A 25,017-nucleotide genomic window follows, 5' to 3' on the forward strand; every position below is an offset into this window, starting at 1 on the left:
GCTGATGGGCGCCAAGGGCTGCGAGAATCCCAACGGCCAGGGGGTCGCCGATTTCGGCAGCGTGACCGGGCGCGTCGTCGACGCGAAGTCGCTCCAGCCGATCGGCGCGTTCACCGTGGCGATCGGCGGCCAGAGCCGCACCGTCTCGCCGGCGCAGAAGGGCGCGTTCTCGGTCGACAAGGTCCCGGCCGGGACGCAGACGCTCACGATCTACGCGATCGGGTATCAGACGTACTCGCTCCCGGGCGTGGTCGTTCAGAAAGACCAGACGACGGTCGTCCCGCAGGACATCGGGATCGTTTCGACCGCGCCGCAGTAAACCCTCCCCAACCCGGCGCGCGTTCGCCGGGTCGTATGTCGTGCATGACGGTGGTGCTCGACGTCCTCGCCGGCGCGGCGGGGTTCATCTGCGTAGCGGTGGCGATCAGCGATCTGTTCGCGACGGTGATCGTCCCGCGCTCGGTCGGCGGCCCCTGGCGGCCCAGCGCCGTCATCACGCGCAACCTGTGGCGGCGCTGGCGCGAGGCCGCGATGCGGATCCCCGACATGGAGCGCCGCGAGGACACCCCGGGGGTGTTCGCGCCGACGCTGATGGTCACGCTGCTGGTGTTCTGGATCAGCGCGCAGGTGATCGGCTACGGGCTCATCTTCTGGGCGCTGCGCGACGGGATCCGGCCGCCGCTTCCCAACCTCGGGAGCGCGCTGTATTTCGCCGGAACGTCCCTGCTCACGATCGGCTACGGCGATTTCGCGCCCGAGCACCTCGCGACTCGGGCGCTGGCGATGCTCTCGGCGGTCGGCGGGCTGAGCACGTTCGCGATCGTGACGACCTTCTGGTTCCAGACCTTCGGCGCGTTCCAGCGCCGCGAAGCGTTCGTGGTGACGATCTCCGAACGCACCGGCGCACCGCCGAGCGGGCTCGAGTTCGTCAAGCGGCACATCAAGCTCGGGCTGATGGACGACGTCGAGATCATCCTGCGCGACGGCCAGCGCTGGATCGCCGAAGTGATGGAGACGCACCTCGCGTACCCGGTGCTTGCATATTTTCGCTCCAGCCACGATGACGAGTCGTGGATCGGAACGATCGGCGCGATGCTCGACGCGTCGACGCTCTTGGTGACGACGATCGACCTGGACCATCGCGGTCAGGCCGAGATGACGCTGCGCATCGGGACGCACCTCGTCCGCGACTTCACCGGCTTCTTCCGCCTGCCGACCGGCGACGCGAGCGGCGTCGAGTACGACGAGTTCGTCGCCGCCTATCGCTCGCTGCGCGAACTCGGCGTCCCGCTGCACCCGCTCGACGACGCGTGGCCGGCGTTCTCGGCGACGCGCGCGAAGTATGCGGTCCCCCTCGACGCGATGGCCCGCTGGTGGCGGATCCCGCCCGCGCGCTGGGTCGGCGACCGCTCGCGCATCCGCGTCCACGTGAACGTCGGCGTTCCCCGCGAGCCCGACGCTCCCGTGTCACGCTGAGCGTGACGCCGCTCAGCGTGAGCGGCGAGGGTGCTGCGCGAGGAAGCGGTTTGCTTCGTCGATCGGCGTGGCGAAGCCGATCGCGCGCTCTTCATCGAAACGCGATTGCGCGATCGCGATGACGTCGCCGGAAGTCGCGTCGAACACCGGTCCGCCGCTCTCACCCGGCACGATCGGCACGTCGACTTCGATCGCGTTCTTGCGAAAGCTCGCGATGCGCCCCGCGTACATCGAAACGGTCCGCCCGAGCCGTTCGTCGTCGAACGCGTCGGGGACGGGATAGCCGAGCACGCCAATCGGCGTGCCGGGTGCCAGCCGCGCGATCGAACCGAGCCGCGCCGCGCGCTGGTTCGCGAGCGGCACGTCGACGATCGCGAGGTCGCGATCGTCGCCCGTCGTCGCGACGACGCGAGCCGGCGCGTGCGGACCGTCGCCGATCGTTGCGACCAGGCGCCGCGCCCCAGCGATCACGTGCGCGTCGGTGATGACGCGCGTCCCCCACGCGCCGCTGTCGACGACGATCCCGCTCCCGTACGCGTCGTCCCACTGCCCTTTGCGTTCGGGATCCTCCGACGGAACCCGCATCGTGAACAGCACGACCGACGGATGGAGCCGCTCGTACGCGACGACGTAGCGGTCGCGCTCGTCCGTCGTCGCGCGCGCCTTGCTGCAGCCCGCGAGGAATGCAGCCGCGAGCGCAGCGACGACCGCACGGCGCGGGGTCACTGCAGGCGTTCCGCTGCCGCGGTGCGCCGTGCCGCGATCGCCGCGCGCAGCATGTCGATGCCGACGCCCGTGGCAGCGCTGACTTCGAGCGCGCCGGGCGGCAGCGCTGCACGTGCGGCCGGATCGAGCCGGTCGACTTTGTTGAACACGTCGAGGTACGGCTTCGCGTCGAGTCCGAGCTCGTGCAGCGTCGTTTCCACCGACGCCTTCTGGCGCGGCCAATCGGGATTCGATGCGTCGGAGACGTGCAGCAGCAGATCAGCGTTTTCGAGTTCTTCGAGCGTGGCGCGGAACGCGTTCACAAGCTCCTGCGGAAGCGCGGTGATGAAGCCGACCGTGTCGGCCAGGCGCACGTTGACGCCCGGTGCGACGTACGCGCGCCGCAAGGTGGGATCGAGCGTCGCGAACGGCCGGTCGGCGACGAACGCGCCCTCGTTGACGCCGGAACCGGCGAGCCGGTTCAAGAGCGACGACTTCCCCACGTTGGTGTAGCCGACCAGCGCGACGAACGGATCGCGGCCGCGTCCCCCTCGCCGCGTCTCGCGCTGGCGGCGCACGTCGTCGAGCTGTTTCTGCAGCAAGGTCACGCGCTGCGCGATCCGGCGGCGGTCGGTCTCCAGCTTCGTCTCGCCGGGGCCGCGCGTGCCCACGCCGCCGCCGAGCCGCGAGAGCGCCGCACCGACGCCGATCAGGTTCGATTGCCGGTAGCGCAATTGCGCGAGCTCGACTTGCAGCTGGCCTTCGCGCGAGCGCGCGTGTTGCGCGAAGATGTCGAGGATCAGCATCGTGCGGTCGACGATCGGGAGCGGGACGATCTTCTCGAGGTTGGTGCGCTGGCGCGGCCGCAGATCGTTGAAGACGAACAGCACGTCGGCCCGCGCCGCCTCCGCGCGTTCCGCGATCTCGCGCGCTTTGCCGCTGCCGACCAGCGTCGCCGGATCGACGTGCGGCAGCCGTTGGATCACTTCGTCGACGATGATCGCGCCGGCGGCATCGGCGAGCGCCGTGAACTCCGCGAGCTCGGGCGCGAGCGGACGCTGCGGATCCTGCGTGTCGACGGCGACGACGAGCGCGCGCTGCGCCTGCGGTCTGGTGGGATAGAGGCGGCGGTGTTCGTTCATGCCGGAACCTCCGCGAACGCGGCGATCAGCCAGGCGAGGCCGTCGTTGTAGCGCGGCCCGGGCCGTTCGAGGATCGCTGGATCGCGCAGCGTGAAGATGCGGTGTTCGCGCACCGCGCGCAGACCGTTCCACGGCGCGCGGTCGAGCACGGCCTCCAAGTGCACGGCGGGATCGACGATCAGCACGTCGGGCTGGCGCGCGAGCAGCGTTTCGCCGCTGTACCGCGCGTACGGGAGCGTGACGTCGTCGGCCGCGTTGCGGCCGCCGGCGAGCGCGATCAGGTTCGCGATGTACGAGCCGCGGCCGACGGTGAAGATCGGTGCGGCGCCGAGCACCACGAACGCGGTCGGCGGCCGCGCGCGCGAACGCACCGTCCGGCGCAGCGCCGCGGTGCGCGCCTGCAGCCGCTCGATCAGCGCGTTCGCTTCGCTCACGTGACCGGTGAGGCGTCCGATCGTGCGGAGGTTGCGCGCGATGTCGTCGTAGGCGTCGTCGGGGAGCAGCACGGATCGCACGCCGGCGCGCGCCAGCTCGGCGGCGAACGTTCGCTGTGCCGGAATTCCGATTGCGAGATCCGGGTGCAGCGCGACGATGCGCTCGGCGTCGATCGATCCCGCCGAGACGACCGCCGGCAGACGCGCGGCCGACGGCGGATAATCGGTGAACGCCGAGACGGCGACGACGCGCGGCCCGGCGCCGATCGCAAAGAGGTCTTCGGTCACGGAGGGGATCATCGCGACGATGCGCTGCGCCGGAGGCGACGCATTCGGCGAGGCGGCGACCGTCGCGAGCAGCGCCGCGGCGAGCAGTGCCGCCGCCGGAAACCGCACGATCACGAACGCACCTCGCCGACCGGCGTCCCGATCGCGCGCACGTCGATCGCGTAGCCGGCGACGACCAGTTCGACGCGGTCGGCACGGCGTGCGATCGCCTGCGTCATCCGTCCGAGCGCATCCCGGAAGATCCGGCCGAGCGGCGTCGGCGGCACGACGCCCCAGCCCGTCTCTTCCGCGACGACGATCGCGTCGGCCGCCGTGCGGGCGAGCGCGTCGGCGAGCGCCGCGCCTTGCGCGTCGAGCGCGTCGAGCGTCGCCACGATGTCGCGCTCGGCCCACGCGCTCCACTCGTGGAGCTGGGCGGCGATCCACGTCCCAAGGGCGTCGATCAGCACGCAGCTCCCCGGCGGCGCTTCCTCGAGAACGGTCACGAGCGACGGCGTCCGCGGTCCGGCGGTTTCGACGAGGGTCCACCCCGCCGGACGGTCGCGGCGATGGCGCTCGATGCGATCGACCATCTCGGCGTCGCCGGGATCGACGGCCGCCGTCGCCGCGACGAGCACGGGCCGCCCGCTTGCGTGCGCGAGCGCCTGCGCGCGGGCGCTCTTGCCGGCACGCACCGGACCGAGGACGAGAGTGAGCATGACGTGCGCTTCGCCGCCGGGATCGCGTGCACCAGGAACTTCTTGCCGCGGCGCGTGAAGTGCGAATCCGAGTTCGCGTGCGCGGGAAGCCGGTGAGAATCCGGCACGGTCGCGCCACTGTCAGCGGGGAGCCGCTGCACGTCACGGTCCCACGGGATTGGAAGGCGGCAGCACCAGGCGCCGATCCGCGGAGTCAGGATACCGGCGCGCGGACGCTGCACCCCGATCCCTCGCGCATAGGGAAGGACTCCGATGACCCTCCGCACATCGGCGGCGCTCGCCGCCGCACTCGCGGCATTCTGCGCCGCGCCGGCGCTCGCGCAGAACGCGCCCGCCGCATCGCCCGTACCGTCGCCTTCGGCGACGCCGCTTGCCGAGATCGGCCGCACCGTCGTCACCAGCGACCGCGTCGCCGAGCCGATCGGGCGCTCGTCGCGTCCGACGTTCGTCGTCGACCGCCCGCACCTCGACGCGTACGGTGCGCGCACGCTCGGCGACGCGCTCGGCGACGTCCCCGGCGCGAACCTCTTTCCGTACGGCGCGTTCGGCGCTCAGGTCGACTACGGTCTGCGCGGCACCACGTCGGCGGAGACGCTCGTCCTGATGAACGGCGTCCCGATCTCCTCCGCCTCGAACGGGATCACCGATCTCGGGACGCTGCCGCTGCTCGGCGTCTCGCGCATCGAAGTCGTCGAGAGCGGATCGTCGACGCTGTACGGTTCGAGCGCGACCGGAGGCGTGATCAACGTGATCACCGGCGGCCGCGTGCAGCCGTATGCGCGCATCGCCGCCGGCTCGCTCGGTGACCGCGACGCCGCCGCGGGAACGAGCCTCGGCGGCTTTTCGGTCTTCATCGAACGGCGCGTCGCGACGAACGCGTACGCCTATCCGTCGTTTCACACCAGCCTCACCGACGCCACGCCGGCCGGAACGCGCGCCAACGCCGACGCGATGCAGAGCGCGGTGCGGCTCGCGTACGACCGCGCGCTCGGCGAGCGGTGGCGTCTCCACGCGGGCGCCGACGCCGACGCCTATCACGCCGGCGTACCAGGGTCGCTCGCGTTCGGGCTGACGCCGCTCGCGCGACAGAACCAGAATCGGGGCAACGTTGCGGCGGCGTTCGAACGCTACGGCGACCGCGATACGTTCACCGCGACGCTCTCCGGGGCGACGCAGAATCTTGCCTACGGCGATCCGTCGATCGGCGGGGAATACGACACGCTCGACCGGCGCGTCGGCCTCTCGTTCAAGGACGCCCGTGCGTGGGGTCGCAGCGACCTCGTCGCCGGGCTCGATCTCGCGCGCGAGAACGCGCTGCTGACCTTCGCCGGAACCGGGGCACCGCTGGCGCAGACGCAGGCGCAGAGCGCGGCCTACGTGCAGTTCGGACGCGATCTCTCCGCGGCGACGCGGATCACGCTGGGCGTGCGCGGCGAACACGATGCGCCGATCGCCTCGGCGCTGATCCCGTCGATCGGCGCGATCACCTCGATCGGCGCCGCGCGCCTGAGCGCGAACTACGGTGCGAGCTTCCGCGTCCCGACGATCATCGATCTCTACTATCCCGGCGCGTCGAACCCGTCGCTCAAGCCCGAGCGGCTGCGCAACGCCGACACCACGCTCGCGTTTCCGTCGTTCGGCGGCGGCGTCTCGCTGGGCTGGTTCGGACGGCACGGGAACAACCTCATCGTCCTCGACGACAACTTCATTCCGCAGAACACGCAGCACGCGTCGGTCGAAGGGCTGCAGTTCACCGCGGCGACGCGACCGCTGTTCCACGTGCGCGCGAGTGCGAGCCTCACCGACGTCTACCGCGCGCTCGATACCGATACCGGACTGCGGCTGCCGCGCACGCCCCCGGTTCGTGCCACGCTCGCGCTCGATCGCCCGTTCGACGGCGGACGGTTCGCGTACGGCGCGCGCGCGCTCGTTGCGGGATCGCAGGGTCATGCGCCGTCGGCGATCGGCGTCCCGGATGCGTACGCGACCGCCGACGCTTACCTGCGGTACCGCTTCGGTCCCGCATCGATCCTCAGCGTGCGCGTGCGCAACCTCGGCGACGAACGCTACACGGCGGTCCCTGGGTATCCCGAGCCGGGCCGTACGTTCTCGCTCGAGCTTGCGACCCGCTAAGCGCCCGCGCGCAGCCGTCGATCCTCGGCCGCGCGAGGGCGAATGCTATTGGGAGAACGGCCTGCTGGTCTTCACCGCGGCGTACCATTTGCGCCGCGGCTGGTGCTGCGGCGGCGGCTGCCGGCATTGTCCGTATCGCAACGACGTCGCCGACCCGCAGAAAAAATGACTTGTTCGGCGCGACGGTTCCGACTACGCTGGCGGTGATGCCGCCTGGCGCGAACACCGCTGCCTAACTCTTTCTCGACCTGCAGGACGAAATCGTCAAGAACAGCCGCGCGCTCCCGCTAGCGCGCCTGCGGCGCACGAGCAGCGCGCTCGCGAAATGGCGGCGCTCAACCACCTGCCGGTTTGGCTCTCGTCGCTGCCTCCCGGCGGCGCGTATCTCACCGAGGTGCTCGAACCGCTGGGAGGGCCTGCACCGCGCCCGCGGACGCAGACGACCGCCGTCGCCGACGCGGGACGCGTCGAGGCGATCGCGGGGAGCGGTCGTAAAACGCTGATCCTCGTCGGCGTCGTAAGCGAGATCGTCGTGCAGCGCACGGCGCTCGATGCGCTCGTCGCCGGCTACGAGGTGCTCGTCGCCGTCAATACTTGCGGCGGCATCGACGCGCGCACGGAGGACGCGGCTGGCGCCGCATCGCGGCCGCCGGCGGCACGACGACGTCGTCGACGACCTTCGACGCCGAACTCGCCGGCGTTACGCCAGGCATCGTCTACGAAACGATCGCTGCCGCGTCGGCATAGCGGTCCGCGTCCGGCTACGCGGTCCCCTTGCGCGCGCGACGGCGCGGGATCGCGACCATCGCGCCGTCGGTCGTGCGGCGCACCGCGATCTCGGCGCCGTAGGCGCGCGTCAGCAGGTCTGCGCGCACGACCTCCGCGACGGGTCCGTCGGCGAGGACCGTTCCGTCGCCGACGAGCACGATACGATCGACCGACGCAACCGCGAGGTTGAGATCGTGCAGCACCACCGCGATCGCCGCACCGTCGTCGGCGAGGCCGCGCAGGATGTCGAGCGTCGCGTACGCGCCGGCGAGATCGAGGTGGCTTGTCGGCTCGTCGAGGAGCAGCGTCGGCGCCTGCTGCGCGAGCGCGCTCGCGATCCACACCCGCTGGCGTTCACCGCTGGAAAGCGTTGCGATGCGGCGTAACGCGAACTCGGTCAGGTCGAGCCGTGCGAGCGCAGCGTCGACGATCGCTTCGTCGTCGGGCTGATCGCCCCACTGCCACCACGGACGATGCGGGAGGCGTCCGAGCGCAACGGCTTCGCGCACCAGCACGTCGTCGTCGGCGTGTTCTTCCGCCGGCACGAGCGCGATGCGCCGCGCGCGTGCGCCGGGCGTGAGAGCGTGCGCGGGAACGCCGTCGATCGCGACCGTCCCGCCGTGCAGCGGGATCGTCCCGGCAAGCGCGCGCAGGAGCGTCGATTTCCCCGATCCGTTCGGCCCGACGATCGCGACGAGCTCGCGCGGCCGGAGCGTCAGGTCGACGTCGCGCAGGACGACGCGTTCGCGATAACCCAGCACGAGCGCGCGCGCCTCGATCATGCGATCCGGCTCCGCCGCAACGCGATGTAGAGAAACGCGGGGACGCCGAGCAGCGAGAGGAGCACCCCGATCGGCAGTTCCAGCGGCGGCGCCGCGGTGCGCGCGATCGTGTCGGCGACGACGACGATCCCCGCTCCGGCCGGGACGCTCGCCGGGATGCTCCAGCGCGTGTCCGCTCCGCAGAACGCGCGCACCACGTGCGGCACGATCAGGCCGACGAAGCCGATGACGCCGCTCACGCTGACCGCGGCCGCAGTGAGCAGCGATGCGGCGATCAGCACGATCCAACGCGTGCGTTCCAAATCGACGCCGAGCGAACGGGCGCGCACGTCGCCGACGCGGATCGCGTTGAGCGCCGGGACGACCGATGCCGCGAGGATCGCGCCGACCGCGGCGTACAGCGCCGCCCAGCCGAGATCGCTCCAGCCGTGGCCGACCAGCGATCCGCCGAGCCACGCGAGGATGCTCAGCGAGACGCTCGCGTTCGGCGCCAGCAGGATCACCAGCGTCGTCATCCCGGCGAACAGCGACGACACGGCGATCCCGGCCAGGATCAGACGTTCCGGTGAGAGACCGCGACCGCTGCGCGCGAGCGACGCGACGCCGAGCGTCGTCCCCAGCGCGACGCCGAAGGCGAGCACGCCGTAGAGCGGCGGCGGCATACCGATCGCGATCGCGACCGCGATCGAAAATGCGGCGCCCGCGCTGCCGCCGGTCAGATACGGATCGACCAGCGGATTGCGCAGCATCCCCTGGAGCAGCGAACCGCTCAGCGCGAGCGCGGCGCCGACGAGCGCGGCGATCAGCACGCGCGGCAGGCGCAGCGCCCACAGCACCGTGCTCACCTGGTCCGCGGCGCGCGGATGCGCGAGCGCCGCGAAGATCGCGCGGGGATCGAACGCGACCGCTCCGGCCGCGATGCCGAGCGCGATCGCTCCCGCGACCAGCGCACACAGCGCGGCGAGCGCGAGCGCGCGGCGCAGATTCAGCGCCATCGCGCCGCCTGCGTCACGAGCGCTTCGACGGCGTCGGGGACGCGCGGTCCGGGACGCAGCAGATCGTCGTCGGGGACGCGCACGATGTGCCCGGCGCGCACGGCGCGCAGCCGCGCCCACGGCTCGCCGGTGAACTGCGTCGCCGATTCCGGGACAATGATGAGATCGGGCTGCGCGGCGAGGAGCCGTTCGGCGGAGAACTCCGGCCACGGCGTGCGGGCCGCGCCCGCAACGTTGGCGAGGTTGGCGGCGCGCAAGAGATCGTCGACGTACGAGCCGGCGCCGGCGGTGACGATCGGATCGCGTCCGATCGCGACGAACGCGCGCAGGGGACGGCGCAGCGCGGCGCGGTGCGCGTTCCGCGCGAGGCGCGCGCGCATCGACGCGATCAGCGCCTGCGCCTGGGAAGCGCGGCCCGTTTCACGGCCGAGCTGCGCGATCGCGGCGAAATCGCCGGCGAGGTCGTCCACACGCAGCGTCAGCGTCCGCACGCCCGCGCGCGCGACGTCGTTCAGCTGCGCGGCCTCGTAGGTGATGCCGACGACGAGGTCGGGCCGCAGGGCGACGATCGCCTCGGCGTTGACGGTGTTGAGCGTCCCGACGCGCGGGAGCGATCGCGCACGTGCAGGCCGGTCGGAGAACGCGTCGACGCCGACGACCCGCGGCCCCGCACCGATCGCGAAGAGATCCTCGGTGAGCGACGGCGCGAGCGAGACGATGCGCGTCGCCGCGGCGGCAAGAAGCGCGAAAGCGAGGACTGGAGCCACGGACATCCACCTTGACGCGAGGCAGCGACGTCGTTGAAGAGGATGCTCGCACCGGTATCCTGACTCGCGGATCGTCGCCCTCGTGCCGGCGCCTTCCCGGTTTGTCGACCAGTGGCGGACGGCGGCTTCCCGCTTACAGTGGCGCGACCGTCCCGGAATTGCACCGGGTTCCCGTCGCGAGCAGATGAAAGCGCGCATTCGCTGGACGCACCGGCGGTCCTCGACGGCGGGGAATCATCCCGCCGAAGCGGTATCGGCCCGGATGCACGTTCCCATCCGCATCCATCTCGGATCGCTCGTCCTCGCGGAAGCGCTGCTTGCCGCGTGCGGCGGCGGCGGATCGGGCGGCGGCGGAGCGACCGTGCCGCAGACGACGGCGACGACGCCCGCTGCGAGCAACGGCGTCACGCTGCTCTCGGCGTACGGGAGCGCTCTCGTCGCGCGGGTCGCGCCGTCGTCGAACGATGCCGTGGTGCTGGCGCAGGCGGCGACGACGCCGACGGAGCCGTCGTCGGGCGCCTCGTTGACGCAGTACGCCGCGACGATCACCGACGCGGCCGGAACGACGGGCGCATCGGCGCAGCGCGCGGCGGCGTCGGCGCGCGCTGCGGAACTGCGCGCGCGCATCCTCGAGAATCGCGACGCCGAGCGCGCCGACGGCCTGCGCGAGCAGACGCTGCGCCCGGAACGGACGCGCGCGCTGCTGCGCGGCCTCACCGCGCAGCCCGCACGTGCGACCTCGTCCACGCGCACCACGCGCACCGTCGTTGGAACCGTGGGAACGCAGCGGCAGTTCTTCATCATCACCTCGAACATCGGCAACTCCGGCGGCTGCGCCGCCGGAACCGGCAACGGCCAATATCAATGCGCGAAGCAGATCACCGCGACGCTCGAAGCAGCCGGCGCGCACGGCAACATCTGGGTCGACGACGCATCGCTCGCGACGGCCGGCGAGTTCACGAATGTTCCGTCGGAGTTCCAGCAGGTCGCAGCCGACTTCGACCGCTACTGGCAGATCGAGACCAACGCGTTCGCCCAGCCGTTCTTCAGCGGCGCGCAGCCGATCGTCTTCGGCTACAGCAGCACGAAGACGCAGTGCGATACGAGCGGCAACCCGCTGCCGGCGTCGCAGTACACGAAAACCGATCTGAGCTCGGCGAACAACACCTCGATCGACATCGTGATCACCGACGCGCTCGCGGGTACCGGCGAGGGCGGCTACTACTACATCGTCGATGAGTTCCCGCAGTCGGTGTGGGAGTGCGCGAGCGCGCCCAAGCCGCTCAGCAACAACACCTCGATGTTCGTGCTCACCGGGAACAACTACACCAGCGGCCCCAATTTGGCCCAGTTCAACGAGACGTACTGGCTCAACACCGACGTCCCGCGCAGCCTCTCGCACGAATTTCAGCATCTGCTCCACGCGCATTACAAAGTGCTGCGCGCCGCGCTGAACGGCCAGCCGCAGACGGCCGACGACTCCTTCGTCGACGAGGGGATGTCGATGCTCGCCGAGGACCTCGCGACGGATCCCGCGCCGGGTCAGCACATCGACACGCCGCGGTTCACGTATTCGTTCATGCTCGAGCCGTCGCTGTACTCGCTGACCTCGTTCACCGCGTATCAGCCCAACCCGACGAGCACCGCGACGAACCCGCCGTATGGCTGGTACTCGAATACGGCCGGGAGCTACGGGCAGGCGTATCTGTTCCAGCGCTATCTATACGACCGTTTCGGCGACGACGCAATCCAGTCGATCTACAACAGCACGCAATCGAGCGTCAACGCGGTGAGCGCGGCGGCCGGCGAACCGTTCGCCCAGCTGTATCGCGAGTTCGCGACGGCGGTCGCCGCGCAGAACACTCCGTACGGCGTCGCACCGTTCGGATTCTCGAACGCGGTGACACTACGCGGCACGGTGACGGTGCCGTCGCGCCGGAGCGGATCGCTCAGCACGCGCACGCTCACCTTCGGCGGACCGCAGCCGCCGGAGACGTTCGGCAACGCGCTGCCGAACGGGTTCCTCACGATCGCACCGGGGACCACGGCGACGACATTCATCGTCGACGGCGGAACGCTGTTCTTGCCGGCGGCGAACGGCGCGAGCGGTTCGACGGTCGGCGTGACTGCAGCGGGGACGCCGAGTTTTCAGGGCTCGTCGGTGCAGGGCGCGCTGCCGACGCCGGCGCCCAGCTCGCAGTAATGAACGAAGCCCGCCGGGGGACGCATCCCCGCGGCGGGCTTCGTCGACGCCGGTTGCCGTGAGGCGGCCGAACGTCGTTAGAACTTCACGATCGACTCGAACGAGACGGTCGAGAGGCCGTTCGTCGGCGAGCCGTTCGCGTTGGCCCAAACGCTGTGGTTGGAGTGATCGGCCCGGCCTTCGAGCCGGAACAGCAGCGCCGAGGAGGGGGCGTACGCGAACGTGAGCGTCCCTTCGTTCCACTGCTGGTTGTACGAGGTGCGCGCGCCTTGCGGATCGCTGAACACTTCGTACCGTCCGATCACTTGGAGTTTGCTCGTGATCTGGGCGGCGACGTACCCCGCGCCGCCGTTCCAGTTCGCGGGGCCGAAGCCCACGAATGTTCCGGTGCTGTCGGCGACCGGCGCGATCGCCTGGTGACCGTGATCGAAGTTCACGGTTCCGGTGACGAACGATCCGAACTTGTAGGTCGCGACCGCATCGATCACCGACCGGTGCGTCGCGGTGTCGAAGCCCGGCGGGAACGCCGAAGGATTCGTCCACGCCGCGTTGCTGATCCGCTCGGTGCCGGAGTAGCCTTGCGCCGTGAGGGTCAAGTTCTTGTTGGTGTACGCGAGGCCGCCCTCACCGGTGCGCGGACCGCCCGGACCTTTGGTGTTGTCCCACCCGTTGTTGACCCCCGCGATCACCGAGAGAAACGGCGTCGCCGCCCACGTCAGCCGCACGCCGGTATGCGTGAACGGGATCGCGTAGCCGAAGAGGATCGAACGCGAGTAGTTGAGATTGCTCGGGCTCTCCAGTACTTCCGCGCCGGCGAGCGTGCTGAACTTCCCGAAGAGCAGCGTGAACGGACCCGACGTCCCCGACAAATACGCGTTGGTGATATCGAAGCTGTTGTTGTTCGCGGTCGGGTATGACGCGAGGATGTCAGCGTCTTGGCCGGCCGTCAGTTCGATTTTGCCGCCGATCGGTGCGTTGTGGATCAGCTGCAAGTTCACACTGTTGAGCATCGGCTGCTGGTTGACCGTGTCGAAGACGCGCGAATTCGTGCCGTCGGCGAAGGTCAGGCTGCGTGAGTTACCGGCGGTCGTATACGCGGAATCCGCAAACCCCGTCGTCACCCATGCTCGTGGTGTCGGTGACGGCGACGGACTCGGAGACGCGGACGACGCCGGTGATGCAGACGGTTTCGGCGACGGCGACGGGCTGGATTGGGCGAGAGCGGACACGGGAACGCAGACGCATGCGGCGACGAACGCCGCAACGAGATAGTTCAAACCTCCTCCTCATGGAAAAAACGTAATACGGCCCATTGTAGGGCCGGGTCTGCGTCACGCCATTGGGGATTTGGTAAGCGTATGAGCGGTTCGACCCGACGTGTGTCGAGCGCTCGTCAGCGTACGAGTTCGTGCACGTCCTGCGAATTTACCCAGCCGTAGCGGCCGCGATTGGGTCCGTTCACGAGCCTGATGCCGACAGCGTCGCGCGCGTCGGCGACGTATTTGGGGCGCACGATACCGGGCTCGCACTGCACGATCACCGCGCGCGTGCCGGGTTTCGCGAGCATCGAATGGTTGAGTACGTCGTGGGTATCGTGCCAGTATCCGGCGGCATAATCGACGACGCGCTGCCTCGAATCCCAGACGAACACGTCGGGATCGATGTCCTCGGATTTGAGAATGACCACCTTACCCGACGGCAAAACGCACGGGGCGGCCAGCGCGGGGAGAGAGAGCACCACGAGCAAGGCGAGCGCGCCTAGGACGCGAGGGAGCACTTCGCGCGCTTCCTACGAAGCCGCGCGGCGCTCCTTCGACGCCCGCGTTTCGAGGCCGAGTGCGGCCGGGTAGAAACGGCCGGCCACCGAACGAGGTAGCCGACATCGTGAAGAGACTCACTCGAACGCTCCTCGCCGGAGCCGGCGTCACCGGCGCCCTCGCCGCCGCCAACCGCGCGCTGCAGAACGCCCCGCTCCCGACCAACGCGCTCGGCGGAACGCGGCGTCCGTGGAATTGGCGCGGGTACGAGATCTTCGCGACTGAGGCCGGGACGGGCTCGCTCGTGATCCTCGTCCACGGGATCTACGCCGGCGCGTCCTCCTACGAATTCCGGAAGCTCTTCCCGCTCCTCGCGCGCCGCCATCGCGTCGTCGCGTTCGATCTGCTGGGCTGCGGGCTCTCGGACAAGCCGCGGCTCGCGTACTCGCCCGAGCTCTTCGTCGAGCAGATCGTCGATGCTCTCGATGCGTTCGGCAGCGAACCGACGGCGCTCGTCGGCGCGTCGCTCGGCGGCGCGTTCGCGATCCGCGCGGCGACGCGCGCAAGCGATCGCGTCGACCGGCTCGCGCTGATCTGCCCTGCCGGACTCGCGGGCGTGCTCGACAAGGGGCCGCGCGGCCCGCAAGGCGCGTTCGTCCTGCTGATCCGTACGCCGGTCGTCGGCGAAGCGCTCTTCAACGCGCTGGCGTCGAAGGCGTCGATTCGCTGGTTCCTGCGCAAGCAGGTGTACTCGACGCCCGAGCGCGCGACCGACGAGATCGTCGATCACTACTACGCCGTGACGCACCAGCCCGGCGCGCGTTACGTCCCCGCGGCGTTCGTAGGCGGCGCGCTCGACACCAACGTCGCGCGCGATCTTCCGTTCCTGACGATGCCGCTGCAGGTGCTGTGGGGCGAGCGCGCGCCGTCGATCAGCCCGCGCTCGCACGCCGACGAATTCCTGCGCCTCGCGCGCCACGGCAGGCTCGCGACGTTTGCCGACAGCGGGCTGCTCCCGCAAGAGGAGGAACCGGAAGCCGTCGACGCGGCGCTCGAGTCGTTCCTCTCGGTCGCGTCTTCGCGCTGAACGCGCGCCGTCAGGGCGCGGGCTGATTGCCGTCGGTCCACGACGCACCGGTGCGGAGGGCGGCGTCGGGATCGGGCGGTGCGGCGTTCGCGCAGTGACCTGCGCCGTCGCGGCATTCGTAGCGCACGTGGATCGACGTGCCGGGCGTCGTCCCGCCGAGATCGCCTTCGTGCGCGGGCGCGGTCAGGGCGTCGCCGCCGGCCGGCGCATCGGCGGCGCCGTCGTCGCTGCCGACGATCGCGCTGTAAGGCGGCAGCGCGAAGAGCCGCAACGCGACGTAAGTTTCGCGCCGGGCATAGGTCTGCACTCCCGACGCGTCGAGGATGCTCGCATCGACGCGCAGCGAGATGCGCGACTCCTGAACGAACCCGCTGCACTGGAGCCGCGCGATCGCGTCGCTCCCGGCGTGCGCGGAGCCGTCGCAAGACGGCGGCGCGACGGTCGTCGGCGTGACGGCGTACGTGACGGTGAACCGCGTTCCGCGCGCGTCGCCGCCCGGCGCGATCGTGCGCGTCACCGTCGCCGGAAGCCCCGCGAGTGCTGCGGCGTAGCCATCGAGCGACGCCGGCGTCCCCGCGAACGGCGCCGGGGACGCGAGCTGCGACGCGCTCGCGGCGATTGCGGCCTGCAGCCGCTGCTGATAGTCCGCGACCGCGTCTTGCAGCGCGGCGGCCGCGAGATGATCGGCAGCCGCGTGCACGCTCGCGCGGGCAAAGGTCGCGGCGCCGTCGAGCACGGCGACGGCGAGCAAAGCGAGAACCAGCGCGAACCAAAGCGCGATGCCGAGCAACGCTACATCCGCGCCGGCGTCGCGACGTCGCGATACACGGTCGCTCCCGGCGGATAGACCGACGGCGGGAGCGTCTCGCCGGCGGTGAGGGTCAGCGCATCGCCGGCGGCGACCGTGCCGCTCGCGTCCGGCCGGCACGGATCGCGCGGATAGGTAACGACGACGGTGAACCGTTCCGCCGCGGCATCGTACGTCGTCGCGACCGGAAGCCGCAGCGCGTGCACGTTCGCGTCGCCGCAGGCGAGCGGGGCCCGCAGTTCGGCGCCCGCGACGTAGTCGGTCTCGCCCGGAACCAGACCCCACGAACGGTCCGCGAGCAGCGTGCTCGCGTCGGCGGACGGTGACGACGCGTACGCGATCGCCGCGCGTGCGCGCACGAGGGCGTTCTCCGCCACCATGAGGGCGGCGTCGCGCGCGGCGGGCGGCGATGCGTTGCGCGCCAGCGCGGCGAACGCGCCGGCGGTCGCAGCGGCGGCCAGCGCGAGCACCGCAACGCAGAGCACGACTTCGAGCAGCGCGAAGCCGCGCTCACCCGTTGAGGTAGAATGCACCCGCTGCTCCCGCCCGCTGCACCGCATCGCAGCGCTGTTTCTCGGCCGCAAGCGGCGCCGACTCGGCGGCGGCGGCGTACGGCGCGAAGTCGGCAAACCACGCCGCCGGCGCTTCGTTCTTCACGTCCCAGGGTGCGAGAGTGCCGCCCGAGCCGTCGTTCGTGGCGAGCTGAACGCGCGCTAGCGTGTCGACGCCGCCGTCGGACGCGCGCACGCCGCTGTACGTAAACGTGAACGTCCCCGCAATGAACCAGCCGCCGGGGACGAATTCGCTCCAGAGCGTCTGCCAGCTCATCGCGCACGCGGTGAGCGTCTTCGGCGCGGCGGTGTCGTGGCCGACGTCGCAGCGTTCGCTGCACGTGTAGCGCAACGTCGCGGTGAAACCGTTCGGGACGACGCCGGGCAGCAGGTCGACGACGCGTGATGCATCGGCGGTGTCGATGCGCACCTCGGCGATGCGGTTGCCGCCGGTCAGCGGCGCGCCGCCGGCGTCGCGCACGTCGAGGGCGATCGGCGGCGTCGGCGGCACGCCCGCCGCGACGAACGGCGAATCGTTCGCGTGCGCGTACGGATCCTGATGCGCCGAGAGCCCCGCCGGCGGGACGAGCGCGATCGCGGGCGCCGATCGCAATCCGGCGAGCACGGTCTCACCCCGCTGCGATGGGTCGCACGGTGCGATCGGCGCGGTCCCAGCGAGACGCACAAGCGCATCGGGCCCGGGCTCGTCACCCGCGCCGTGGTTGGGGAAGGTGCGGTAACTCCAGAACTTGGGGCCGCCGCCGTCGACGGCGGCGAAGTCGAGCTGCACGCAGTCGTCGTGTCCCGCCCCGGCGGCGGGCGCGCTGCTCCAGATCGCGACGGCGCTGCGCGATTCGGCGCGAAGCTGCGCCGTCAGCCGTTCGACCGCGGCGTACGCGAGCGCCCGCACGCGCAGGCGGTTCGCGTTCGCCGCCGACTGGCGCACGAGTTCGAACGCGCCGAAGGCGGCGGCGACGAAGAGCGCCGCGGCGATCAGGATCTCGATCAGCGTGAAGCCGGCCTCTGCGACGCGCACGACCGGTGCGGTGCCCGGGCCGTCCGCCGATCATGCCCGAGGAACCGGCCTGCATCGCGGGATACAACCGTCCCACATGGATTCGCTTACGCCGAAGCGCCTGGTCGAGCTGCAGACGCATGCGAACGATGTCCGTCAGGGCATCGTTCGCTCGCTTCTCGCCGCCGGGTCGGGTCACTCCGCGGGATCGCTCGACATGGCGGACGTCTTCACCGCCCTCTACTTTCACGTGCTCCGCCACGATCCGGCGAATCCCGAGTGGCCGGAGCGCGACCGGCTCCTGCTCTCGTGCGGGCACATCGCGCCGGTGCGCTACAGCGCGATGGCGTACGCCGGCTACTTCCCAGTCGAGGAATTACTGACGCTGCGGCGGTTCGGCACGCGCCTGCAGGGGCATCCGGAACGGGTGAGCCTGCCGGGACTGGAGACGACGTCGGGCCCGCTGGGCGAAGGTCTCGCGCAAGGCACCGGGATGGCGCTCGCCGCGAAGATGGACGGCAAGGACGGGCGCGTCTACGTCGTCACCTCCGACGCCGAGCACCAGTGCGGTCTGCACTTCGAAGCGATGATGACCGCACCGAAGTTCAAGCTCGACAACCTCACCTGCATCGTCGATCGCAATTTCATCCAGATCGACGGGAGCACCGAGGACGTGATGCCGCTCGAGCCGCTCGCCGACAAATACCGCGCGTTCAACTGGGACGTGCACGAATGCGACGGCAACGACATCAGCGCGTTCATCGAGACCGAAGCACGAGCTCGCCGCATCGCGGGAAAGCCGCACGTCATCATCGCGCACACCGTCCCCGGCAAGGGCGTCTCCTTCATGGAGGGCGACTACCTGTGGCACGGCAAGCCGCCGAAGGCGGACGAAGCCGCAGCCGCGCTGCGCGAGCTCACCGCCGGCCGTGAAGCGCTGACGGCGCATGTCTAGCACGCAGAGTCCGCCGGCGCCGGCCGCCATGCACCTGGTCGACTACACGAATCCCGAGGCCGTCAAGCAGGTTCCCACGCGCAACGGCTTCGGTGAAGGGCTGATCGAGGCGGGACGGCGCGATCCGGCGGTGATCGCGATCTGCGCCGACCTCGCCGAGTCGACGCGCATGGAGCCGTTCAAGAACGCGTTTCCCGACCGCTACATCGAGATCGGCGTCGCCGAACAGATGCTCGTCGCGATGGCGGCCGGGCTGGCGGCGGCGGGGAAGATCCCGTTCATCGCCAGTTACGCGATGTTCAACCCGGGACGGTCGTGGGAACAAGTCCGCACGACGATGGCGCTCAACCAGACGAACGTCAAGATCGCGGGCGCGCATGCCGGCGTCTCGGTCGGCCCCGACGGCGCGACGCATCAGGCGATCGAAGACATCGCGATCATGCGCGTCATCCCCAAGATGACGGTCGTCGTCCCGTGCGATGCGGTGCAGACGAAGAAAGCGACGCTCGCGGTCGCTGCCGCCTGGGGCCCGACGTATCTGCGCTTCGGGCGCGCGGAGTCGGCGGTCGTCACCACCGACGAGACGCCGTTCGAACTGGGCGTCGCGCAGACGCTCCGTGCCGGCACCGACGTCGCGATCGTCGCATGCGGGATCCTCGTCTACGACGCGCTGCTCGCGGCGGAGGAGCTCGCGAAGGACGGCATCGCGGCGCGCGTCGTCAACAACCACACGATCCGCCCGATGGACGAGGCGGCGATCGTCGCCGCGGCGCGCGACTGCGGCGCCGTCGTCACCGTCGAGGAGCATCAGGTCCACGGCGGGATGGGCTCGCGCGTCGCCGAGATCCTCGCCGCCCGGCATCCCGTTCCGATCGAGTTCATCGGCGTGCACGACCGCTTCGGTCAATCCGGTTCACCGCACGAGCTGATCGCCGAGTACGCGATGGACGCGTCATCGATCGCCGCTGCTGCGCGGCGCGCCGTGCAGCGCAAAGCCGCGCTGAGAGGGTCCCTGCTCTGATGCCCAACGCGTTCGACACCTCGATCTTCAAGAGCTACGACGTCCGCGGGATCGTCGGCTCCCAACTCACTCCCGAGGTGGCGTATCTCATCGGCCGCGCGTTCGTTCAGGCGCTGGGGCGCACGAACATCTGCATCGGGCGCGACATGCGTCCGTCGGGCGAAGCGATGCTCGAAGCGCTCACCCGCGGCGCGACCGACGCCGGCGCCGACGTCACGCAGATCGGGTTGATCTCGACCGACGCGCTCTATTTCGCCGTGGGGCACTATGGGTTCGACGGCGGCATGATGATCACCGCATCGCACAATCCCGCCGAATACAACGGCCTGAAGTTCTGCCGCGAGCAGGCGCAGGCGATCTCGCTCGATACGGGACTCGGCGAGGTGCGCGATCTCGCCGTCTCGGGCGCGTTCACCGACGCGAAGCGCAAAGGAACCGTGTCGCACCGCGAGGTGCTCGACGACTTCGGCCGACACTGCGTTTCCTTCATCCGCGACCCCGCGAAGGTGAAGCCCTACACGATCGCGATCGACGCCGGCAACGGCATGGCCGGGCTCACCGTTCCGTACGTCTTCAAGTATCTGCCGCAAGTGAAGGTCGTCCCGCTCTTCTTCGAACTCGACGGCACGTTCCCGAACCACCCGGCATCGCCGATCGAGGACGAGAACAAGCTCGATCTGCGGCGTGCGGTGCTCGAACGTCACTGCGATCTCGGCGCGGCCTTCGACGGCGACGCCGACCGGATGTTCATCGTCGACGAACGGGGCGGCTTTCCGGACGGAAGCATCGTCACGGCGGCGGTGGGCGTCGCGACGCTCAAGAAATATCCCGGCTCGAAGATCCTCTACAACCTGATCTGCTCGCGCAGCGTCCCCGAAGCGATCGAGAAGCACGGCGGGATTCCCGTGCGATCGCAGGTCGGGCACTCGCTGATCAAGCCCGAGATGCGCGAGCAGAACATCCCCTTCGGCGGCGAGCACAGCGGGCATTTCTACTTCCGCGAGAACTGGTTCGCCGACTCCGGAATGATCGCGCTCATGCAGTGCCTCGACCTCTTCAGCGAAGAGGGGGAGACGATCACCGAGGCGATCGCGCCCTACAACACGCGCTTCCGCTCGGGCGAGATCAACACCAAGGTCGCCGACGCCGACGCGAAGATGCGCGAGATCGCCGCGCGCTTCAGCGACGGGACGATCGATCACCTCGACGGCGTGACGGTAGAGTACCCGAACTGGTGGCTCAACGTGCGCAAGTCGAACACCGAGCCGCTGCTGCGCCTCAACGTTGAGGGCGACACGAAGGAACTGATGGAGCGCGGACGCGACGCGGCGCTCGCGGTGATCGCCGGCTGACGACGTGACCGACCCGCTCGAAGCCTACCGGGCAGCCCGCGACGACGTCGCGGACTGCCTGGCCGAGCTTCGCACCATCGTCGCCGCCGCGGCGGACCAGCGGCACGACGCCGACTCCGACGACGCCGCCCTGGAACGCACGATCGCACGCCTGCGTGACGGTCGCTTCGTCCTCGCCGTCGTCGGTGAATTCTCGAGCGGCAAATCGTTTCTGCTCAACGCGCTGCTCGGCAAGGTGCAATTCGACGAGCGCGCCGGCAGCCGCCGCATCACCGGCCTGCTCGCGACGGACATCAACCCTTCGACCGCGACGATCACCGAACTGCAGTACGCCGCCGAGGAGTCGGCGACGGCGATCTACCCCGGCGGCCGCGAGGAGCGGATTCCGCTCGGACGCCTCGCGCGTTTCGTCGCCGTCGGCGAAGAAGCGAAACTGCACGACGCGACCGGCGATGAGTCGGGCGCGCCGGAACTCGTGCGCGTGACGGTCGACTCGCCGTTCCTGCAGAGCGGCTTCGTCGTCGCCGACACGCCGGGGCTCGCATCGATCAACCCGGCCCATCGCCGCGCGACGCTGCGCTATCTCCCCGGCGCCGACTCCGTCCTCTATCTCATCGACACGCAGCAGCCGTTCACCGAAGGCGACGCATCGTTTCTGGGGATCGTGCGCCGCTATATCGAGTCGGTCTTCATCGTGCAGACGAAGATCGATCTCTGGCGGATGCGCGAAGGGTCGGCGAACGGCGAGGCTCGCGAGACGTGGCAGGCGGCGGCCCAACGGATCGTCGCGCAGACCGCCCTGCACGCGCCGGGAACGCCGGTCTTCCCGCTCTCCGCGCGCGAGTACGCGGAAGGTCTGCTAGCGCACGACGACGCGCTGATCGCGCAGAGCCGCTTCCGCGAATTTCTCGCCGCGCTCGACGCGTCGTTGGTCGCGACGACCGGCCGCTCCCGTTTGCGCCGCGCCGCCGCCGAGGCGCGGCGGATCGCAACCCACGCCGCCGACGCGTTCGCATTCGAGGCTGCGGCCTGCGAGATGCCGGCCGCCGCGCTGCGCCTGCGGCGCGATGCGATCGCGCCCGTGCTCGACGCGTTCGACGCCGCGGCCCACGCGGGGCAGGAACGTCTGCACGACGCCGGCACGACGCTCGCTGCGGCGACGCGCGCGCAGGGCGCGCAGATGCGCGCGGCGCTCGCGCGAACGCTGCTGCGCGCGTTCGACACCGCCGACGTCGCGCGGCTGCGCGACCGCGCGAAACTCCACATCCTCGTCGACGACGTCCTCGCGACCGCGGTCGGACGTTTCGCCGCCGACATCGCCGAGCTCGTCGCGAAACGCCTGCGCCACGACGCGCGCGCCGCGTCCACCGACGTCGTCGGCGCCGCGCGCGCCGCCGACGCCGAGGGTGCGCTCACACTGCTGCTCGATGCCGTCGCCGCCGAACGTCTTCCCGTCACCGAGAGCGCGGCGGCGGCGTTCGGCGCCGATCCGGCGAGCGGCGCGTGGAGCAGCGACCTCGAGACGGGAATCCGCTCGTCGATCGTGCTCGGAGCGCTCGGCGGGCCGGCCGTCGGCTTCGTCGACGCGATCGCGACCCGCTTTGCGTCGGGGCCGCCCGGGACGTATATGAAGCGCGAGCTGCTCGCCGATCTCGAAGGCGGGATCGCCGCCGCGTTCGATGCCGATCTCGGCGCCTACGTCGACAGGATCGCCGAGCGGATCGCCGCGATCGCGGCGTCGCTGGCAACGCGCGTCGCCGCGCTCGCCCCCCGCGTCCGCGTCGAATCGCTGGGGCCGCTCGAACGCGCGCTCGCATCGCACGCCGCGGGCGCCGACCGTGCCGCAGCAGCACGGGACGCGCGCGCCCGCGCCGGCGAAGTTCACGCGCTCGCGACGCGGATCGAGACGCGCACCGAAGCGTTCGCACGCACGAGCCGCGTCGGCCGCGCCGAGCTCGCCGATCCCGCGGTCCCGCTCGATCCCGCCGCCGGCCGCGCGCAGGTCGCCGTCGAACACCGCTTCGACCCGTCGACCTACGAACACGGGCTCCATCCCGAGCGCTGGCGCGTCGCCCTGCTCGGCGCGTTCAAACGCGGGAAATCGAGCCTGATCAACGCGATCGCCGGCGCGCGCGTCCTCCCCGACGAGGGAAGCGACGTCGAGATGCACTTCCCCGTGCACGTGCGGTACGGTCCGGAGAACAAGGCGTATGCGCTCGGCGACGACGCGGGCTGGAACGCGATCCCGCTCGGCGATGCGCTCGAGGCCGCGACCCGGACGCCGGTGCTGATCGAGACGCCGTGGTCGCTGCCGCGTCAGCTCGTCCTCGTCCACGCGCCGGCGTTCGACTCCGGCTTCCCGCTCGCGCCCGAGATCGCGCGGGCCGCAGCGTCGGCGGCGAGCGAGGTCGTCGCGCTCTTCTCCCGCCAGCTCTCCGACCGCGAACTCGAGCTCTACGGCCGCGTCGCCGAGACCGGAAAAGCGATGACGTTCGTGCACACGATGGCCGATCACGAGGACGCCGCCGAGCGCCGCAACGTGGTGATGCTGGCCGACCGCTACCTGCGCGAACGCGGGATCGCACCGCAGCGCACCTTTACGATCTCGACGCTCGAGTTCCGCGAGGCGCAAGCCGCCGGGCGCGCCCCGGCCGGCTGGAACGAACTCATTGCGCTCCGCTCGACATTAGAGGGGCACGCCGAGGAACACATGGCGCGATTGGAGCGGGCCGAGCGCGACCGCGCCGAACGCGAACGGCTGGCGGCGAGCCGGCCGGTGCAAGAGCAGGCGACGGAGCGCCGCTCGTTCTTGGGACGCCTCTTCGGAGGCCGCTGACCGGCCCCGCAGACGCAAGGGGACCGGCTCGCAAGACCCCCGAATCGGGCTGGACGTGTCCGACACCTATATCCTCGGCCCGGCGCGGATCGCGCTCGGAGACGGCAGCCTGACCCACGGCAGAATCGCCGTCGAACGCGGGAGAATCGCCCGCATCCTGTCCGAGGACGGACACTCCGATCTGCAGCCTCCCGACGGCGCGCTCGTCGCGCCGGGGCTCATCGACGTGCACACCAACGGCGCCGACGAGTTCCTCTTCAACCGCGATCAGGGCAACGCGGTCGAAGTGGCTTCGCGTGCCTACGCGCGCCAGGGCGCGACCGGGTATCTCGCCGGGATCATGACCGCGCCGTGGGAATCGATGATGCACGCCGCCGCCGAAGTCTCCGAAGCGGCGAACGAACTCGTCGAGAAGGGCGACCCGATCGGGGCGCGGTGTCTGGGAATCCACTTCGAGGGACCATTCCTCAACCCGAAGTTCCGCCGCGTCCACCGCGGCGAGTGGATCCTGCCGGCGACGATGGAGCGCGCGCAGGAGATGGTCGAAGCCTGCCGCGGCGCGCTGGTGCTGGTGACGATGGCGCCCGAAGCCGACGGCGTCGACGAGGTTGCACGCTTCTTCTACGATCAAGGGATCGTGTGCTCGGCCGGACACACAGCGGCGCACTACCGCGAAGGGATGCTCGCGATCGGGCTCGGCTTCCGCACCGTCACACATGCGTTCAACGCGATGCCGCCGCTCGATCATCGCGATCCGTCGATCCTTGCAGCGTTCATCCAAGAATCGCGTACGACAGTGCAGCTGATTTGCGACGGCTACCACGTCTCGCCGCCGATGGTCGATCTGCTCTACCGCACCTTGCACGACCGGCTCGTCCTCACCACCGACAACATGCCGCCGGCGGGAAGCGGTTACCGCATCGAAGGCGGGGTCGTCCGCGCCGAGGACGGCACGATTGCGGGGAGCGCGCTGCTGATGGATCAGGCGGTGCGCAACCTGATGGCGTACGCCGACATCCCGTTCGAGACCGCGATCGTCTCGGCGACGCGCAGCCCGGCGCGCCTGCTCAACCTCGACCGCGAGTTGGGGACGATCGAAGCCGGGAAGCGGGCCGACCTCTCGGTGTGGAGCGACGAGTACCAGGTCCTCGCGACGATCGTCGGCGGCTTGCCGGTGTTCGGCGGCGCGCACCTCTACTGGCCCTCGAAGGCGAGCGCCTGAGGCGTTAGCCCCGGCCCGTTCG

24 protein-coding genes, 1 pseudogene and 2 riboswitches are annotated in these 25,017 nt (G+C 70.3%); of the genes and pseudogenes, 13 read left to right on the forward strand and 12 right to left on the reverse strand.

All coding sequences use genetic code 11. The features are described 5' to 3' along the window. Positions 1-4 precede the first annotated feature (4 nt). Together WPS_RS12265 and WPS_RS12270 are read left to right on the forward strand one after the other, a co-directional pair. On the forward strand, positions 5-319 hold the full coding sequence (locus WPS_RS12265) for a carboxypeptidase-like regulatory domain-containing protein (protein ID WP_317997541.1): 315 nt from the start codon (positions 5-7) through the stop codon (positions 317-319). A 44-nt stretch (positions 320-363) separates the two neighbouring features. Next, a complete protein-coding gene (locus tag WPS_RS12270; protein WP_317994770.1) occupies positions 364-1,476 on the forward strand; it encodes a potassium channel family protein in 1,113 nt (370 codons plus the stop codon). A 12-nt stretch (positions 1,477-1,488) separates the two neighbouring features. Here the strand turns inward: WPS_RS12270 and WPS_RS12275 are convergent, their stop codons facing one another. Genes WPS_RS12275 through WPS_RS12290 form a run of 4 tightly spaced genes read right to left on the reverse strand, consistent with a single transcriptional unit; the run spans position 1,489 to position 4,743 of the window. Further along, the gene (locus tag WPS_RS12275) at positions 1,489-2,202 is read right to left on the reverse strand and encodes a S1C family serine protease (protein WP_317994771.1); all 714 of its coding nucleotides are present in this window, start codon (positions 2,200-2,202) and stop codon (positions 1,489-1,491) included. Beyond that, entirely contained in the window at positions 2,199-3,323 is a 1,125-nt protein-coding gene (gene hflX, locus WPS_RS12280; RefSeq protein ID WP_317994772.1) for a GTPase HflX, read from the reverse strand. Before hflX ends, WPS_RS12275 begins: the two co-directional genes overlap by 4 nt. After that, complete coding sequence (locus WPS_RS12285; protein WP_317994773.1) at positions 3,320-4,159, reverse strand: ABC transporter substrate-binding protein; 840 nt, start codon at positions 4,157-4,159, stop codon at positions 3,320-3,322. Before WPS_RS12285 ends, hflX begins: the two co-directional genes overlap by 4 nt. Beyond that, positions 4,156-4,743 (reverse strand): bifunctional adenosylcobinamide kinase/adenosylcobinamide-phosphate guanylyltransferase, encoded by a 588-nt coding sequence (locus WPS_RS12290; protein ID WP_317994774.1) that lies wholly within the window; start codon positions 4,741-4,743, stop codon positions 4,156-4,158. Before WPS_RS12290 ends, WPS_RS12285 begins: the two co-directional genes overlap by 4 nt. 35 nt (positions 4,744-4,778) lie before the next feature. Next, a riboswitch (cobalamin riboswitch) is annotated at positions 4,779-4,967 on the forward strand. 28 nt (positions 4,968-4,995) lie between these two features. Here WPS_RS12290 and WPS_RS12295 point away from each other — a divergent pair. The 4 genes and pseudogenes from WPS_RS12295 (at position 4,996) to WPS_RS12305 (ending at position 7,623) form a co-directional block, all read left to right on the forward strand. Continuing rightward, entirely contained in the window at positions 4,996-6,876 is a 1,881-nt protein-coding gene (locus WPS_RS12295; RefSeq protein ID WP_317994775.1) for a TonB-dependent receptor plug domain-containing protein, read from the forward strand. Then, a complete protein-coding gene (locus WPS_RS12300) occupies positions 6,863-7,045 on the forward strand; it encodes a DUF5522 domain-containing protein (RefSeq protein ID WP_317994776.1) in 183 nt (60 codons plus the stop codon). The genes WPS_RS12295 and WPS_RS12300 overlap by 14 nt, the downstream gene beginning before the upstream one ends. Positions 7,046-7,201: 156 nt before the next feature. Beyond that, positions 7,202-7,450, forward strand: a pseudogene (locus WPS_RS18240) (isochorismatase family protein); the annotation flags it as partial. 20 nt (positions 7,451-7,470) lie between these two features. Then, positions 7,471-7,623 carry a hypothetical protein gene (locus tag WPS_RS12305; RefSeq protein WP_317994777.1) on the forward strand — a complete coding sequence of 51 codons (153 nt, stop codon included), beginning with the start codon at positions 7,471-7,473 and terminating at the stop codon, positions 7,621-7,623. A gap of 14 nt (positions 7,624-7,637) precedes the next feature. On the opposite strand, the gene WPS_RS12310 is transcribed toward WPS_RS12305, so the two are convergent. From WPS_RS12310 to WPS_RS12320, 3 genes are read right to left on the reverse strand one after another with little or no spacing between them, the layout of a single operon-like run. Then, positions 7,638-8,426, reverse strand: a complete 789-nt coding sequence (locus WPS_RS12310) for an ABC transporter ATP-binding protein (RefSeq protein ID WP_317994778.1) — start codon at positions 8,424-8,426, stop codon at positions 7,638-7,640. Then, positions 8,423-9,421: a FecCD family ABC transporter permease gene (locus WPS_RS12315; protein ID WP_317994779.1), complete on the reverse strand. Its 999-nt coding sequence runs from the start codon at positions 9,419-9,421 to the stop codon at positions 8,423-8,425. Before WPS_RS12315 ends, WPS_RS12310 begins: the two co-directional genes overlap by 4 nt. Continuing rightward, positions 9,412-10,188: an ABC transporter substrate-binding protein gene (locus tag WPS_RS12320; protein WP_317994780.1), complete on the reverse strand. Its 777-nt coding sequence runs from the start codon at positions 10,186-10,188 to the stop codon at positions 9,412-9,414. The genes WPS_RS12315 and WPS_RS12320 overlap by 10 nt, the downstream gene beginning before the upstream one ends. 32 nt (positions 10,189-10,220) lie before the next feature. Further along, a riboswitch (cobalamin riboswitch) is annotated at positions 10,221-10,393 on the reverse strand. A 57-nt stretch (positions 10,394-10,450) separates the two neighbouring features. Between WPS_RS12320 and WPS_RS12325 the strand changes: the two genes are divergently transcribed. Continuing rightward, positions 10,451-12,391, forward strand: a complete 1,941-nt coding sequence (locus WPS_RS12325) for a hypothetical protein (protein WP_317994781.1) — start codon at positions 10,451-10,453, stop codon at positions 12,389-12,391. Between the two features lie 77 nt (positions 12,392-12,468). On the opposite strand, the gene WPS_RS12330 is transcribed toward WPS_RS12325, so the two are convergent. Further along, the gene (locus WPS_RS12330) at positions 12,469-13,512 is read right to left on the reverse strand and encodes an outer membrane beta-barrel protein (RefSeq protein WP_317994782.1); all 1,044 of its coding nucleotides are present in this window, start codon (positions 13,510-13,512) and stop codon (positions 12,469-12,471) included. Positions 13,513-13,784: 272 nt separating this feature from the next. Continuing rightward, positions 13,785-14,138 carry a hypothetical protein gene (locus WPS_RS12335; RefSeq protein WP_317994783.1) on the reverse strand — a complete coding sequence of 118 codons (354 nt, stop codon included), beginning with the start codon at positions 14,136-14,138 and terminating at the stop codon, positions 13,785-13,787. A gap of 137 nt (positions 14,139-14,275) precedes the next feature. On the opposite strand from WPS_RS12335, the gene WPS_RS12340 reads away from it, so the two are divergent. Continuing rightward, on the forward strand, positions 14,276-15,235 hold the full coding sequence (locus tag WPS_RS12340) for an alpha/beta fold hydrolase (RefSeq protein WP_317994784.1): 960 nt from the start codon (positions 14,276-14,278) through the stop codon (positions 15,233-15,235). 10 nt (positions 15,236-15,245) lie between these two features. Here the strand turns inward: WPS_RS12340 and WPS_RS12345 are convergent, their stop codons facing one another. Genes WPS_RS12345 through WPS_RS12355 form a run of 3 tightly spaced genes read right to left on the reverse strand, consistent with a single transcriptional unit; the run spans position 15,246 to position 17,630 of the window. Beyond that, entirely contained in the window at positions 15,246-16,025 is a 780-nt protein-coding gene (locus WPS_RS12345) for a hypothetical protein (RefSeq protein ID WP_317994785.1), read from the reverse strand. 2 nt (positions 16,026-16,027) lie between these two features. Next, positions 16,028-16,576 carry a prepilin-type N-terminal cleavage/methylation domain-containing protein gene (locus WPS_RS12350; RefSeq protein ID WP_317994786.1) on the reverse strand — a complete coding sequence of 183 codons (549 nt, stop codon included), beginning with the start codon at positions 16,574-16,576 and terminating at the stop codon, positions 16,028-16,030. Then, on the reverse strand, positions 16,554-17,630 hold the full coding sequence (locus WPS_RS12355; protein ID WP_317994787.1) for a hypothetical protein: 1,077 nt from the start codon (positions 17,628-17,630) through the stop codon (positions 16,554-16,556). Before WPS_RS12355 ends, WPS_RS12350 begins: the two co-directional genes overlap by 23 nt. A gap of 76 nt (positions 17,631-17,706) precedes the next feature. Here WPS_RS12355 and WPS_RS12360 point away from each other — a divergent pair, with 76 nt between their 5' ends. Genes WPS_RS12360 through nagA form a run of 5 tightly spaced genes read left to right on the forward strand, consistent with a single transcriptional unit; the run spans position 17,707 to position 24,995 of the window. Further along, positions 17,707-18,564, forward strand: a complete 858-nt coding sequence (locus tag WPS_RS12360; RefSeq protein ID WP_317994788.1) for a transketolase — start codon at positions 17,707-17,709, stop codon at positions 18,562-18,564. Continuing rightward, positions 18,557-19,585, forward strand: coding sequence for a transketolase family protein (locus tag WPS_RS12365; protein ID WP_317994789.1), 1,029 nt, complete (start codon positions 18,557-18,559; stop codon positions 19,583-19,585). The genes WPS_RS12360 and WPS_RS12365 overlap by 8 nt, the downstream gene beginning before the upstream one ends. Continuing rightward, complete coding sequence (locus WPS_RS12370; protein ID WP_317994790.1) at positions 19,585-20,937, forward strand: phosphohexomutase domain-containing protein; 1,353 nt, start codon at positions 19,585-19,587, stop codon at positions 20,935-20,937. The genes WPS_RS12365 and WPS_RS12370 overlap by 1 nt, the downstream gene beginning before the upstream one ends. A 4-nt stretch (positions 20,938-20,941) precedes the next feature. Then, complete coding sequence (locus tag WPS_RS12375) at positions 20,942-23,773, forward strand: dynamin family protein (RefSeq protein ID WP_317994791.1); 2,832 nt, start codon at positions 20,942-20,944, stop codon at positions 23,771-23,773. Between the two features lie 55 nt (positions 23,774-23,828). Beyond that, positions 23,829-24,995, forward strand: coding sequence for an N-acetylglucosamine-6-phosphate deacetylase (gene nagA / locus WPS_RS12380; protein ID WP_317994792.1), 1,167 nt, complete (start codon positions 23,829-23,831; stop codon positions 24,993-24,995). The last annotated feature ends 22 nt before the right edge of the window (positions 24,996-25,017 follow it).

Source organism: Vulcanimicrobium alpinum, from assembly GCF_027923555.1.
In the GTDB taxonomy this organism is placed as follows: Bacteria; Vulcanimicrobiota; Vulcanimicrobiia; order Vulcanimicrobiales; family Vulcanimicrobiaceae; genus Vulcanimicrobium; species Vulcanimicrobium alpinum.